Origin of the sequence: Nostoc sp. (genome assembly GCF_036917195.1) — a bacterium.
Taxonomy (GTDB): Bacteria; Cyanobacteriota; Cyanobacteriia; order Cyanobacteriales; family Nostocaceae; genus Nostoc.
The window spans coordinates 156553-171863 of the sequence record NZ_JBALDG010000075.1; the positions used below are offsets into that span (position 1 = coordinate 156553).

At 39.6% G+C, this 15311-nt stretch carries 9 protein-coding genes; 2 read left to right on the forward strand and 7 right to left on the reverse strand.

What is annotated here, in order from left to right; genetic code table 11:
- Positions 1–143 precede the first annotated feature (143 nt).
- Positions 144–1208: an alpha/beta fold hydrolase gene (locus tag V7K40_RS26200; protein ID WP_334964915.1), complete on the forward strand. Its 1065-nt coding sequence runs from the start codon at positions 144–146 to the stop codon at positions 1206–1208.
- Positions 1209–1448: 240 nt separating this feature from the next.
- Here V7K40_RS26200 and V7K40_RS26205 read toward each other — a convergent pair whose 3' ends face one another.
- Positions 1449–2414, reverse strand: coding sequence for an acyltransferase (locus V7K40_RS26205; protein WP_334964917.1), 966 nt, complete (start codon positions 2412–2414; stop codon positions 1449–1451).
- A 328-nt stretch (positions 2415–2742) separates the two neighbouring features.
- Between V7K40_RS26205 and hetI the strand changes: the two genes are divergently transcribed.
- Positions 2743–3465, forward strand: a complete 723-nt coding sequence (hetI, locus tag V7K40_RS26210; RefSeq protein WP_334964919.1) for a 4'-phosphopantetheinyl transferase HetI — start codon at positions 2743–2745, stop codon at positions 3463–3465.
- 20 nt (positions 3466–3485) lie between these two features.
- On the opposite strand, the gene V7K40_RS26215 is transcribed toward hetI, so the two are convergent.
- The 6 genes from V7K40_RS26215 to V7K40_RS26240 all read right to left on the reverse strand — a co-directional run bounded on the left by V7K40_RS26215 (position 3486) and on the right by V7K40_RS26240 (position 15212).
- A complete protein-coding gene (locus V7K40_RS26215; protein ID WP_334964921.1) occupies positions 3486–4289 on the reverse strand; it encodes an SDR family oxidoreductase in 804 nt (267 codons plus the stop codon).
- Positions 4290–4757: 468 nt separating this feature from the next.
- Positions 4758–5027 carry a hypothetical protein gene (locus V7K40_RS26220; protein WP_334964923.1) on the reverse strand — a complete coding sequence of 90 codons (270 nt, stop codon included), beginning with the start codon at positions 5025–5027 and terminating at the stop codon, positions 4758–4760.
- A gap of 29 nt (positions 5028–5056) precedes the next feature.
- Positions 5057–6580 carry a thioester reductase domain-containing protein gene (locus V7K40_RS26225; protein ID WP_334964925.1) on the reverse strand — a complete coding sequence of 508 codons (1524 nt, stop codon included), beginning with the start codon at positions 6578–6580 and terminating at the stop codon, positions 5057–5059.
- A 2-nt stretch (positions 6581–6582) separates the two neighbouring features.
- The gene (locus V7K40_RS26230; RefSeq protein WP_334964927.1) at positions 6583–8256 is read right to left on the reverse strand and encodes a PfaD family polyunsaturated fatty acid/polyketide biosynthesis protein; all 1674 of its coding nucleotides are present in this window, start codon (positions 8254–8256) and stop codon (positions 6583–6585) included.
- A 201-nt stretch (positions 8257–8457) separates the two neighbouring features.
- Positions 8458–13230 (reverse strand): PfaB family protein, encoded by a 4773-nt coding sequence (locus V7K40_RS26235; protein WP_334964929.1) that lies wholly within the window; start codon positions 13228–13230, stop codon positions 8458–8460.
- Positions 13231–13484: 254 nt separating this feature from the next.
- A complete protein-coding gene (locus tag V7K40_RS26240) occupies positions 13485–15212 on the reverse strand; it encodes an SDR family NAD(P)-dependent oxidoreductase (protein ID WP_334964931.1) in 1728 nt (575 codons plus the stop codon).
- Positions 15213–15311 lie beyond the last annotated feature (99 nt).

Consider the following 15311-nt stretch of genomic DNA (forward strand, 5'->3'; position numbering starts at 1 on the left):
TACTACTTATTAAGGATAAATAACAACCTTTGTATAGATACAAAGATTTTTGAATCGATTATGAAAAAGTTTTAAATCTTACATAAATATTAAGATTAAATGACTGTGAAATCAAGACTCAACTACACGAAATCTTATAGTCTATGATGTGTTATACTGCTCCCTACAATCCGTCTCGATTTTTACAAAACGGTGTAAAGATGACTGTATACACCGCTTTGTGGGGAAGACGTTACTGGAAAAGTACTACTCTATTACAAGAACCGTATTATCAGGAAAAAATCTTTATTGGTGGCGAAGGTGTGCCAATATTTGGCTTGGTTGCCATCCCTGAAAATGCTCATAGCACGATTATCGGTACTTATGGCATTACTGGAGAGTTAGAGACAGAATGGTTTTTGAGAGTGCTAGGACGTAAGGCTTACGCTCAAGGATATGCTGTAGTGTTATTTGATTGGCGTGCCCACGGCAAAACTGCTCAATTGTCCCCGACTCTAACTTCCGATGGACTGTATGAGGGGGAAGATTTTGTTCGCATCGCTGCTGCTGCTAAGGCAATGGGATGTCCTGGTAAATTTTGGTTTACAGGGTATTCTTTAGGAGGGCAATTAGCACTATGGGCGGTGAAGGTAGCTCTTGAAGTGATTAGGGAGCATGGAGATTTAGGATTAGAAGATAGCGATATTGGCGGTGGTATGGTGATTTGTCCCAGCTTGGATTCTGAGCGATCGCTATCTTATCTAGTTACAACGCCCTTCGGCAGATATTTGGAAGCAGGGATTGCACAGAATTTAAAAAAACTGGCATGGCAAATACACGATGCCCATCCTGGAAGCATTGATCCAGCAGCGATTGAACGGGCGAATAGTATCTGGGGTTTTGACAATGAACTGGTAATTAACCGACTAGGTTTTCCTTCTGTGGAAGCATATTACCAAGCTAGTAGTCCTTTACATATATTGCCACAAATCTCGAAACCGACTTTAATTTTATATGCTGCTGATGACCCACTTTTTGACCCAGCCATCATACCGGAATTACAACAAGCCTGCGATCGCAATCCGGCAATAGATTTGTTACTCACTCAGTACGGCGGTCATGTTAGCTATTTGAGTAGTAAAGAGTGCCAGCGCCAATTACAAGATCCTGATCCTTGGTGGGCATGGAATCGGATTTTACAATGGTTGGAACAACAGCGTAATTCGTAATTCGTAATACTCACCTTTGCCAACAAGCAAGCTACGTAATTCGTAATTAAGATTCGTCAGATTAAATCTAATGAGGTATCCTTGGTAAGTCTACAGCGTATACGGATGTAAACATGAGGGAGATAGTAAAATAAGAAGGGGGCTACAACCAAATCCTAGTTTGATTGTATTCAAACTCTATGCTCTACCGTATACCCTTGTCTACTAATAGCAGCGTGGTCTTCTGTCTATCGATATCCTTTAATTATGTTGATTTCTAATTTTTTTACGCCAAGTAATTACTGGCTTTTCAAAACAGAAAAAACCTATTACTGAAAGAAATGTAGAAAATAATAGCATTAGCGAAATCCATTTTAAGTTCCAGTTTATACCTAGTTTCTCGAACTCAAAAATTACTAAATAATGAGATAAAAATAATCCGTAAGATAGATTACCTAAAAAATCATCCAAATATGTTCTTTTAATTTTTACTAATAAAGGTATAATTATAATTCCTAATATTAATCCTATCAATACTTCTCGATTGTAGGGCAATATCAAACGGGGATATAAACAAGTTGCTGCTAATAATAAACAGGAAAAAATTAATGTATACTTTACTGGCTGATTTGTAGTAATATTATTATTTTTATGTAAAAAGCTACCACAAAAAAACATAAATATTGTTCCAAATATTAATCTATAACCAAAATAATCTGTATTAATAATTCCTAAATAAGCCATCAAAAAAATTATGTATGATAATAAAAAAAATACTTTTTGTAATTTATATATTAAGAAAAATGGAATTAAGATATAAAAACATCCTTCAAGACCAAGCGACCATGCAGGTGGAATAATCATGAATTTCTCTCCTACCCAAGGAATCATATAAAATCCCATAGGTATTATCAAAAGATTTTGTAATAATCCAATTTCTGTAGGTTTACTAAGATAATGTGAGTTGAATCCAAAAAGAAAATAAATAATTAAAACTACTATTGTGTTAAATAAATACTGCGGATAAATTCTCAAAATCCTATCGAGATAGAACCAAACAATTTTTTTAGGCTCAAAATAATTTTTAGATATCAAGGCTGTCATTACATATCCACTTATAAGAAAGAATGATATTACGGCTATCACTCCAGGGTTTAAACCGTTTATAAGTACTCCTGTATGACTTATAGCAACAAAGATTGATAACAGGAAACGATAGATTCCCATTAGACATCTCCAAAAATAAAATTACCTAGGGTTATTCTAATATAATTAAGAAATAATTTTTGTTGGAAGATCAGTTAATTATTCAACACATGGAAAAACACACGAAAGCTAGCAAGTATTTGATCGGGCTGGAGTATGAATAGTTTGGCTCTACCGCTCCCTTAATGCTAAAGTAGTACTTTTTACTTTACTGAATCACAATGTCAACACCAACAAGAACCTAATCAAAATTAATCTCACACCCAATTCAAAATTTAATTATGAATTATGAACTACGTTAGCGTAGCGCTAGCGAGTCCGCGAACGTCATTACGAATTACGAATTATCATGACTGCTACTCATAATCTCTGGCTACCTACACCAACAGATTTAACTTTGTTACCCGATGAGATTCATGTCTGGCGGATAGAACTTGACCAACCAGAACCACAGCTGCAAAATTTAGCAGCAACTCTTTCCGGTGACGAAATGGCTCGTGCTGAACGGTTCTATTTTCAGGAACATCGGCAGCGGTTCATTGCTGGCCGTGGTATTCTCCGAACTATATTAGGTCGCTATTTGGGTATTCAGCCGCTACAAGTTCAGTTTAATTATCAACAGCGTGGCAAACCAGTATTGGCAGATGCATTTGCCAATACTGGACTGGCGTTTAACTTGTCTCATTCCCAAGGGTTGGGTTTATGTGCGGTGAATTGTACTAGCGAAATTGGTGTAGACCTAGAATGTATTCGCCCGATGTCTGATTTAGAAGCTCTTGCCAAACGGTTCTTTTTACCGAGAGAATATGAAATGTTGCGATCGCTATCTCCCAGCAAACAGCAAGAGGTATTTTTCCGTTACTGGACTTGTAAAGAAGCTTATTTAAAAGCAACTGGAGACGGACTAGCTCAGTTAGAGCAAGTTGAAGTGTCGCTGACTCTCACAGAAGCAGCCAAGTTACAGATATCTGAAGAAGACTGGAGTCTTTTTGAACTACTACCTGCTAACAATTATGTTGCTGCTGTTGCTATAGAGAATTTTGACTGGCGTTTAAAGTGTTGGCAGTATTAATGTTCAGTATTTTAAATCGTTTATTTATCTTCCTGCATATTTCTGACAATTTTTGTCACCAGGTTTCTGGGTACAAATCTGACACTTTTTGCAAGTAGTTTATTCATAAAACCAGGAATGACAATGGTTTTGCCCTTCATTAAGGCGCGAAAACCAATTTCGGCTACTGTTTGTGCATCCATCATTTTCTTACCCTTGAGCAACTTAGAGTCAGCCATTCCGGTTCTTTCATGAAACGCAGATGCTGTTGAGCCTGGGCAAAGAACTGTCACGGTGACACCTGTACCTTCTAATTCATTAGCGATCGCTTCTGAAAAAGATAAGATATAGGCTTTAGTCGCAAAATAAACCGCCATCAAAGGCCCTGGTTGAAAAGCAGCGGCTGAGGCGACGTTTAATATTTTTCCTTCACCTTGCTTTACCATGTCCTTCAGGAATAGCTTGGTTAAATGGGTGAGACACACCAAATTTACCTGTAGCATTTCCAATTCAGTAGCTAGGTCTGTTTCATGAAATAATCCATAAATACCAAATCCAGCATTATTTACCAGCACATCAACCTTAATATTGGCTTGTTGCAACTCTGCAAAAATTTCTTCAGGAGCTGTTGGTATAGATAGATCCTTAACAAGAGTTGTAACAAAATTTCCGAATTCTTCTTGGAATTTAACTGCAATTTCTACAAGCATTACCCCATTTCTATCTACTAAGACAAGATTGTAATCATGAGCAGCAAAAAGACATGCTAATTGATAGCCAATTCCACCTGCTGCTCCAGTAATAAGAGCAGTTTGTTTGTTCTGTCCTTGGTGTGTTGTGTTCATGTAAAAAGGTTGGTGAATTCGACTTGATGAAGCTGCATTACATTTACAGTGGTTCTCGTTCTACAAATAAGTGCGCGTAATATCTGAACCGACGAGAAATGTCTTGAGTTATTACCCTTTCAAGTGCTTGTGTGATGCGTTGGATAGATGTAGCAGTACAAACGTAAATTTAGGACTTATGCATCGAATAAGTTGGGCATTAAAGAAGTTTGGTTATTTTAGACTGCTAATGTAGATGCGTGGCGGCTTGTCGCAAAATATCGCTTTTGATTCCTCACAAAAGCAAGCGGGTAAAATCAAACTTTTATGCCTGACACTAACCATTCTATCCTCGATCGCTTCTGTCAAGGGGTGAATCCTAAAAGTTTACATTATTATGTATAAAAAAACAGGGCAATTAGATTGCCGTTGTTGGTGTATGAGTTGTTGCTGGCATCTGAAATATTGACTATTAAAGAGTACTGAGTCCTAAAAAACATGGACTAAACAAAACACAAAACTTCTGTTTTTTAAGGGAGCCAGTGCGTTGCGGTGAGTCCAGCGCTGTAGGCGGGTTTCCCGCCGTAGGCGACTGACGTTAGCGTAGCGGTAGCGACGTAGGAGCGTCACCCGAAGGGAAGTTCCTGACGCTCGATGACTCGCTAACGCTGCGCTATCCGTTGTAGCAACTGGCGTTGTGTTACGGCTTCCGTAACGCACCGAAAATATCCAGGATGGTGCGTTAGGAACGTAACGCACCCTACGCACCTTACGAAAGTTGTGAATTCCTAAGCGATATTTAAGAAGCCGCTTTGAATCAAGTAGGCGGTATAAGTCATAAACAATTGAGAGTCAATGGGAGGACAAACAATAGAACTGCCTGCTAGTGCATGAAGGGTATCTTGGCAGCTAATATGGGGTCTTCTAGCTTGTAGGTACAAATCAGGAATAGTCAGTTGTTCATCAGACCAGCGTTCCAGTAAAAAGGGTCGCAGAGTGTATAAAGGATTGTCCACAGAAGACACATTATTAATTAGCTCTGATTGCCATTTTTCATAGGGAATCATCTCAACTGAATAACCAAATGAGCGTATCCACTCAACTAGCATTTTCAAAGCGGCAGGTTGGGGATGTTGTAAATTGAAAGCTTTGCCTATGGATTCTTTTTGCCGTGATAGATAAACAATGGCTTTACTTACATAGTCCACAGGAGACATATCTAACATATAATCTACATCAGGGAAACTTCCCATTTGTAGACAGCCCTTGGTCATCAAATTGATAAAGTCATGTGTATTACAAATCCCTGTTTTGCTATCTCCTGAAATCAGTGGCGGTCTATAGATAGTTACAGGAAGTCCTCGGTCACGAGCAATCTTGACTAACTTTTCAGCTACCCATTTAGTTTGGGAGTAACCAAGATAAATACCTTCCCAATGATTGAATTCATCCTGTTCTTTGACAACCTTGCCAGCATAAGCAGTCGATTCAAAAACAGCAACACTAGAAACGTAATGTACAGGCTTGACTTTTATTTGACATGCTAATCTCAAAACTTCTTGAGTTCCTAAAACATTAGCTGCTTTCAATGCCGAGTAGGGAAAAACATAATTTAACAAAGCACCACTATGATATATAGTATCAATATTGGCAGCTAAAATTTGAAACTGTTCAGAGCTAACACCTAACAATGGCTGAGATAAATCGCCGATAATAGGAATAATTCTGGAGTTAAATTGTTCCTGCCAAATTGCATACTGTTGCAGATTATTTTGGAGTTTGTTTTTGCCTTCTTCGGTATTAGCAGCACGCACTAAGCAATAGATATCCGCATTAGTTTCCTGTAGTAATTCCCGGATAACAAAAGCTCCTAAAAAGCCTGTTCCTCCAGTTAAAAAGATGTTTCTGGGTTCACCTACAGGGACATTAGATGCAGCGCCGGGATGGATGGTGGGATCAAGAACAGCCTCGGCACTTAAATTTAAAACAGAGGGGGCAGCATTGGCATTAGAAGATGTCTGACGCACAACTTTTGTATCTTGAACTGGTAAACCCTCTTGTACTTCTTCAGCTAAACGCTGTGAAAGAGCTTCAATACTTGGGTAATGCCAAAGGAGCAACGGAGATGGTTGAAATCCTAGCAATTTTTCTAATTTACTTACTAGAATCATTGCTTGGGCTGAATCCAAGCCAGAATTTTCTAAATGTTCTTTGACATCTATTTCATTAGTTGTTACTCCTAGCAACTCAGCTAAATTAGATATCAAAAATACTTGAATATCATCTGCTGTAAAAGACTGTTTTATAGTCATTTTTAAATCTCCACTAATGTAGAAGGGACAGGGTGATAGTGACTGTAATAATCGGAAGCTTGCAGTCCTTGAATTTTCAAATTTTGAACACGATACAAAAAGGCTGCACCAGTCATAATTTGATTAGCAACATCAACTACCTGACGATTATTTGCTTCAGACAGGTAAGAACCCCGTACCCAGTCATTGAAACCGCCCATTGCTGGGCCACACCAAATTTGATAATCGACTTCTCTACCTTTTTCACCAGAACTAGACCAACGGGAAGATAATCCTAGATACCAGCGGAAAATCAACGCCATTTTCAGTTTAGGATTATTGACTGCTTTACCCAGTTTTTCAGGATTTTTCTGGGACAAATAAGCCGCTGTTCCTTCCCATACTTCAGCAATACTCTTGCGGAAAACTTGTTTTTCTAATTTCTCTCTTTCTACCAAAGGAATCTCTTCAATCGAATCATAAGCGCGATATAGTTCAAATAATTTCTGCGCTCGCATGGGGAACATCGTACCCCGTTTGAGGACTTGCAATTTGACTCCCATTTCAAACATATCTGCTGCTGGGGCCATCATCACATCAGCCATTTCTGCTTGAGATAGTAATTTTTTGGTATGTTCACAAGCCCCAGATTCAACGCATGACTGATTAATTGAGCCGCTCATTACATAAGCAGCACCCATCATAAAGGCTGCTAATGCTGATTGTGGTGTACCAATTCCCCCTGCTACTCCGATTCTAATAGGTATTTGGTAATGATATTGTGCTTGAATTTCATCCCGCAAGGCAATAATAGAAGGTAACAAACAAACCAGGGGACGGTTATCTGTATGACCCCCAGAATCAGCCTCGACGGTAATATCATCAGCCATCGGAACTTTAGCTGCAAGGGTTGCTTGTAACTCAGTAATTAATCCTTGTTCAAGAAGTTCTTTGAGAATTCTGGCTGGTGCTGGTTGTAGAAATTTAGTAGCAACTTCTCGGCGAGAAATTTTGGCAATGATTTTATTTTTGATTTCAATTTGATTGGCGTTATTCAACCCCAATCCAGCAACACGGTAATAAACAATGTTGGGAGTCAAGTCGAGAAATGCAGATGCTTCTACTGTTCTCACTTGATATTTGAGGTATAAATCCACTGCCCTACGTTCAATCGCAGGTTCATTGGGACTGTGAATTAAATTAAAGGCATAGGGTCCTTGAGGTAAAGCTTGTTGAATGCGATTTATGGCTACTTCCAAACGTTCTGGAATTAAACCGCCTGCACCAAAGGAACTCAAAATTTGCGCTTTTCCTAGTGCAATGACCATTTCTTCAGAAGCAATTGCGCCAGCCATTGCGCCAGTAGCATAGGCATATTTCACTCCATGAAAGGAGAGAAAATTAGGATCTCCAAACTGTTGAATGTGGATTGGTGCTGCAAATGTCAGCAGTTCTACTTGTGCTGTTGTGCCATTATCACCAGGGGATAAATACCCCTCATTAGTGACACCGATTTTTCCGGCAACTTTCACGATGTAACAGGGTTTATCTAACACCATCAATTTACTTTTGATGGTTTGTTGCTCAAAAGATACAGTTTCTAAAGAACCTTTCCAAACCTGGTTTTTGTTATAAGACCAGGCAGAGAAATTAAGACCATTATCGTGTTTACTTAGCACCGTATCTACGGTTGTCACGGCAGTTATCCCTCTGATTACAAGCAATGGATGATAAAAGCTGAAGGGTGTAGACTCTTTATAGGAGTCTATGTTTTCATCCAATTCTCTATGAAGATGCACGTAATAATTATTAAACGAGCTTCCCGCAGGGTATGGCACAAAGGAAGAGATAAGTTAAGAATTAGTTGGTGCAAGTTGAGAGAGAATTGATATGATTTATTAGGATTCCTCCTTAAGCAAATTTTGGGCGCAAGTTAGTTGCAATTGAATGATTTCGCTCATTTGTTGACTATAATCTTGTCTAGCTTGTAAAAAAGCAGTGTGCGCTTTAGTTATCTTTGAATTATTAGCATTGAGCTTTTGATACTGAGTCTTATTTAAATCGAACATGCTGATGATGCTACTAATTTTTTGAGTGATGACAGGTGGAGAAGAAAGAGGAATTTGCTGCCCAATTGCGCTTGACTCAGAAGATTGTAATTGTTCTCTCGGTTCAAAACCGTTATCAATGATATTTTTCGGTTTAACTTCTTCTGGCTGACTAAGGGATGGCAAGATGTTAGGGGAATAACTTTCTTCTTGAGTTATTTTGTTGGAAGTATTAAGAAAATCTGTGATTTCAGATTGTTGGATATTAGGTATGTTTGGATGCTGTTTTTTGAAGTTCCCAGCAAAATCTTCAACAAGTTTGCGATTTTCGTCGCTCAAAATTGTAGCAGCGATCGCTTTCCCACCCAAGGTAACTGTTCTCAATGTTGCTTTAGTTTGATTGGTAGTTTCTTGGACTTTGCTGTACAGTGGTGATAAATCCACCTTCACCTGATGACTGAGTAGTTTTGCTAATGCTTTGACTATAGAAGCATGGTCATTCATACCTCTACGATTCAGAGAGACTGTGAGGTGTTCTTGGTTGCCAAGAATTTTATCAATCCATCGTGAACAAACACTACCTGCGCCTGCTTCTAAAAATATTCGCACACCATCACCGTAGACACGATTAACTAATCGGGGAAAATCAAGCTCTTGGCATAATCCTTTGGCAATGTTGTGAGCGATGGCTTCGCCAACGCCTCCGGCGAACGCTTCACTTTCAAGTGCGATCGGTTGATAATCAGCAGCAGAATAAAAAACAATACCTGGGAGAGTTTGCGATGGTAAAGTGTTTACCTTCTTGATTTCCTCATACTGCGATCGCATCGCTTCACAATGGATTACGTGGTCGAAGGGAGCCGGAAAAGCATTACAACCTAGAGTTTGAATTACTCGCTTACAGGCTGCTTCATCACCAGCAATTAACACTTCTTCTGGTGTATTGATTTGAGTTAAATAAACCCGATTCTCATGTTTAAGACATTCTCTAACTTGAGATGGTGTGGTCATGAGAACATAAGTTACCCAAAAGTTGTTTTGTGAATCAGGAACATCTTTCAATCCCCAATATTCACGTACAGCATTTTTAGGGCCAGATAATCTATCTCCAAACAGAGGAGACGAGTTTAAAGTGTTACTTCCACCAGAAAAATTGCTCCAAACTCCTTGGGCAGACATCATACTAGTTTCGCCCAAACTATAGCCAAAGACACATTGTGGTTTGACTTTGAAATCATCTCGAATAATTGTAGTAATCAGTCGAGAATAAGCGATTTCTGTTTCAAACATGGCTAGGGAATCGTCTAGGAATTCTTTTTCAAGAGTTTCTAGTTGTCTGGTGGAAAACTTATGCAAGCTTCGGGGATAAAGTCGCTGATGAATTTCGACGGCACGGTTTGCAAGACTATTGAATATCGTGTCATCGTAAACTTTCGGGAATAAGCGGAAGAGATTCTGACCGATACCCACATAAGAATTGACAGCTGCTGGATAAACGTAAGCGATCGCTCCGGTTTTACCCAATGGTTTAGCTGTGAAATAACTTCCTACTGGTGTTTGCCAATCTGTGCCGTTCTCAAAGGCATTGTTTACACCTTTACGGGCAGATTCAATTTCTTTGAGTAGTTCTTTTTTATTACGTCCTGTGATTGATAAGACGTATTTTGCCTCAGGATGCCCTTCAAAAGTAGCGAATGTTTGGCTGGCGGTAGTGGATAAAGAGGAACTAGTTTCGATGGTTTGTTGAAGATGGTTAAGTAAATCTGGGATGTTGGAGCGATCGCAGTTAGCGATCGGGAACAGATGAAAAGGCATTTGCTGCAAATATCTATTGTCCCGCTCCTCTTGGCTGGGTTCCTCCGATAAGATTAAATGGGCGTAACTCCCATCTATACCCATACTATTAATTGCTGCTATTCTGCGTGTGGCATCCTTATCGACAAACCAAGGTCTTGATTCCATAGCGACATAGAAAGGGCTACCTTCCCATACTTGCGGTGTTTTGACACCAGACCATTTGGGAGTGCCGGGAATATACCTGTAATAAAGACACAGAGCAGTTTTGATTAAGCTAGCAATTCCCGATGCTGTACAGGTGTGACCGATATTGGCTTTGACACTGCCCAATGCACAGTGCAAACCACTTCCCACTTTCGGATAAGCTTGAAGTAAACCTGTGATTTCGGCTTCATCCTCCTGGGAAATGCCACTACCGAAAACTTCCAGATAATTAATATCTGTGGGTTGAATATCTGCAATCTGGAAAGCTTGTTTGCAGACATTGCTGATAGCTGAAGCATCAGGCTTTACCAGAGCGTTACCCAAAGTAGAATTATCTTGAGCGAAACTCATGGCATCAATAACTGCATAGATGCGTTCATTGTCTTCCTTAGCAGTTTCGTAACGCTTCAGGACAACTGCACCCGCACCTTCGCCAACCGTCCAGCCATTGGCTTGTTGGTCAAAACTCAACGTATTCACACCCGTATTAATTGATGCAAATTGGTTGCGGAACAAGACATTTTCTACACCACCTGCCAAATCTACCGCACCAACAACCACTGCATCAACTTCGCCCGTAGTAAGTAGCATTTGTGCAACTTCCAACGCCTTCAGGGCAGAATTTTCGCCAGCCGTCATCGTGAATGCAGGGCCAGTGAAATTCCATAAAGCAGAAATTCGACTCGCCATGATGTTGGCAATGTGACTGACATATTCGCCGATTTCTACTGGGTGGTGAATGCTATCTTTGACAATGGTTTCCAGTTGCGCCAGCTGTTCAGCAGGCAAAGAAACTTCTTGCGCCAGTAAGCCGTCCTTAACCTGCCAAGACAGATTCCATCTTTGCTGTAGCTGATGCACAGAAAACTCTGTCTCAGCAGCGACAATAACTGCCACATTGCTACCCTCCTGTAGTTTCGCATCTTTTAGGGCGCGATCGCTAACCTTCAGGAGCAATAATTGTTGTGGATTTAATTTTTCTATTTCATTCGGTGGGATTTTGCACGATAAAGTATCGATTTCAAAATCTTTGATATATGCCCCAACTGGTGCTTTACCATCTGTTAAACCGTACTCTTTCAGGACATTTTCTTGATTTTCTATACCGTGCCATCTTTGAGGTGGTAGAGAAATAAAATGTTGGGTTCCATCATAAATACTCCGTTCAAAAGCATCTAAGCCATTGCAGTTACCGAAAAAGGCATCCATGCCGACAATGGCAATTTTGGCTGGTGGAATAGGTGCAGTTGAATCAACAGATTGTGCTGTAGTTCCTTGTTCCAAAATCAGATGAGAATTAGTCCCACCAAAACCAAAAGCACTGATAGCTGCCCGTTTAATTGGTGTATTATTATTGGGCCATGACGTAGCTGTTCTAACAATTTTTTCAGCAGAAATTGTACTATTTTCGGAAGCTAAAGGTTCAGTAACATTTATGGTTGGTGGAATTACGCCATGAGACATACTCAAAATCACTTTAGTTAAGCCAACCATGCCAGCAGCAGTTAGCAAGTGACCAGTATTTGCCTTGGCAGAACCTACCAGAGGTGCAGCTTGATTTTGACCAAAAAATGTTTCTATGGAGTTGAATTCGGTTGTATCTCCTAGCAATGTTCCAGTGGCGTGACATTCTAGATAATCAATGGTTTTAGGACTAAAATTTGCCTCCTTATAGGCTCGTTCAAAAGCTAGGATTTGTCCTTTAGGATTAGGACTAAGTAGGTGCTTACCTTTGCCATCATTCGAGAGTCCATTGCCGCAAATAGTGGCGAGAATATTATCGCCATCTCTAACAGCATCAGAATATCTTTTCAGCATCACCATCCCAACACCATCGGCAGGAATTAGCCCTCTAGAAGACTTATCTAAAGGGCGGCTGATCCCGTTTTCTGGATACCCTTGAACACCGGAAAATAACATCCGCACGAATAGGGAATCTGCACAACTTATGGCTCCAGCTAACATGACATCAGCTTTGTGTGACCATAAGTAATGAGATGCTAGTTTAATCGCATAAAATGATGACGAACAAGCAGCATCCAGACATAAATTAATCTGGGAGAGTGAGAAGGCATGAGCAATTATAGATGCTGGTAAACCAGATATCATCGCATTGTACAAAGACGCTTTAGTTGCACTTGGGACAGCTAAATCAAAGTCTTCATACTGCAAAAGTTGTCTGACAGCAGGTGCGATCGCTTTCTGGTAAATGGGAGAGAATAATTGATTAGATAATTTTGTTGGGAATGACAAATTACCTAAAATTACGCCGCATTTTGAGAGAACAGTTTGATTACCCCAATAACCACTCTGTACAATTGCTTGTTTAGCAGCATACAATGACCATTTGAAGGTGTTATCTAAGCCAGTAACAAATTCTGATGGGAGATTGTATTCGGAAGGATTAAATTGAAAGTTGCGGATGTATCCGCCTTTGAGGGAATAGGTTTTGTCTGGTGTACCTTTGACTGAATTGTGAAAGATTGTCGGATCTACTCCGATTTCTTCGACTGTTGCAGAAGATGTCGAATCTTTTTGATTAACAATATTCTGCCAGAATTCTTCAGGGTTTTTAGCATCGGGGAATAGACATGATAATCCGATGATGGCTATTTTTTCCACTAGTTATATCCTTAAGGTTTGGGTATTAGGCAAGAGATATTTAAAACGCAGGATTTACGCTGTTCCCCAAACTTTCAACAGGCGGTTGCTAAAGAAAAAGCTTACGTACAAGGTAAAAAAGGCGCAGAGAGAAGAAGTTGAAAATTACTAGTACAGCATGGCGTAAATAAACCAACTATTCAAAATCGCGCAAAAGCCCGGAATATAATTCTTTTGACTTTTGACTTTTGACTTTTAACTTCCGCCTTGCGGTACTAGCTTCTGAGTAATTTCATCGACCAAATAATTGCTTTTGCTCCGAGTAGACGTGAGTAAACTTGTCCTTCTCGATTGTGGATGATAAAATCGGCGGTTGCACTACTGGGTGTTTTGGCTTTCACTTCACAAGAAACGTAAAATGGTTCATTGGGTGGTGTGGTTGCAAATTGTTCATATTTTGCGACTTGTCCAGGTAAGCAACCTTCTTGATGAAAATGCTGTGTCCAAACCCAGAGTGCGTGCATACTTAGGTCAGTTGTATATGGATTTACCCATTGGACTGGAAATTGTCCTTGTTGTTTATCTGAGATTTGTTCCCACAGGCATTGTGTAGTAATTTTTTCTGTGGTGATATTTATAACTTTTTGGATTTCTTGAAAAGAGGGGCCATGAAATAATGTAGTTTCTCCATTTTGATAAAAAGATTTGCCAGTGAGAGTGATGATATTATCTGGTTCTAAATTTACTGCATCATAAATTGGGATAGAGGGTATTTCTAGTAATAGTTGGATTTGAGCACTGAAATGATAAAATGTTTTTCCATCTACATTTCTGCTCGATATTTTGGTATTGAATGTAATCTGTTGAGCATTAGTTTTAGAAATCTCTTCAACATCTAAAATATATTCACTTGCCAGATTTTCATTAAAAGTAATTCCTTTCAAAATTTTGAAATCCTGAGCAGCAAAAAATCTATATCCTGGATAAAGTTGTTCGCAAGAATCAATCATCCATGATAGAGCGCATGTAGCAGGTAACACTGGAGAACCAGCTATCACATGATCCAATAAAAATGGATTCTCTTCTACTGTCATTCGGCGGCGCATCCGATAGGTGCACAGTTCAGAATCTAACTCCCTAGCAAAGGGTACTAGGGGGCTACCAATGACAACTTGTGTATTTTCTCGATAGGCAGGATGCAATTCCTTAACTAACATTTGTGTCCCAGCTTCTACGGGAATCACTTCAATTCCTCGTTCAGCAAAAGCCTTTTTAAGTTCTGGTGACACCATCCCACTATCCCAAGCTCCCCAATTAATTGCCACTACATGACATGAAGGATATTGTTGTTTGAAAATATGCCCTGATTTATTGAGAATTTCATTAGCGATCGCATAATCAGACTGCCCAATATTTCCATGAAAGCCTGTTACAGAAGAAAACAAAACTAAATACTGAAGTTGACTAGGGTTAACGCAACTAAGTAAATTTTCTAATCCTTGAACTTTGGCGGTGTAAACTTTTTCAAAATCCTGTTCTGTTTTCTTTTCAATTAACTTATCGGCTAAATTTCCAGCGCCGTGGATAATTCCTGTAATCGGGCCAAGATGTTGCACAGCATTGGCAAGTTTTTCTTCTAAAGCTTGCGTATCTGTGACATCGACGCTAATATATTCTGCTTTAGCTCCTGTTTTTTGAATTGCTGCTAGGGTGTTTTTAATTTCGCGGCTGGAGGTAATTTTGTTATATATCTTTTGCACACTCATGGGTGTGGGCTTCTCTCCTTGGGAAAGAAGATTTTCCATGATGCATTTTTTTAATGCTGATTCATCAGAATTTTGAGCAAAATCTGGCTCGGTTTCTAATAGTTCGGAGCGACCGAGGAGGATGAATTTGCAGGGTTGCTGCTGTGCTAATTTGATAGTACACTCAGCCGTAATCCCTTTTGCACCGCCGCTCACGACAAAGACAGATGATGGACTAAGCTGGGCTGTTTGTGTCATAAATCCTCGTAAATAACTGAATAAATTTGGTTTTTTCTTCCTCTGTGTCCTCTGCGCCTCTGCGGTTTTTTTTAACGAACCACTCCAGACGCAGAGAGC

Bases quoted from the DNA above. Each gene is read 5' to 3' on its own strand.
- V7K40_RS26205 (WP_334964917.1), bottom strand. From the start codon at position 2,414: ATGGGAATCTATCGTTTCCTGTTATCAATCTTTGTTGCTATAAGTCAT.
- hetI (WP_334964919.1), top strand. From the start codon at position 2,743: ATGACTGCTACTCATAATCTCTGGCTACCTACACCAACAGATTTAACT.
- V7K40_RS26240 (WP_334964931.1), bottom strand. From the start codon at position 15,212: ATGACACAAACAGCCCAGCTTAGTCCATCATCTGTCTTTGTCGTGAGC.
- V7K40_RS26225 (WP_334964925.1), bottom strand. From the start codon at position 6,580: ATGACTATAAAACAGTCTTTTACAGCAGATGATATTCAAGTATTTTTG.
- V7K40_RS26215 (WP_334964921.1), bottom strand. From the start codon at position 4,289: ATGAACACAACACACCAAGGACAGAACAAACAAACTGCTCTTATTACT.
- V7K40_RS26200 (WP_334964915.1), top strand. From the start codon at position 144: ATGATGTGTTATACTGCTCCCTACAATCCGTCTCGATTTTTACAAAAC.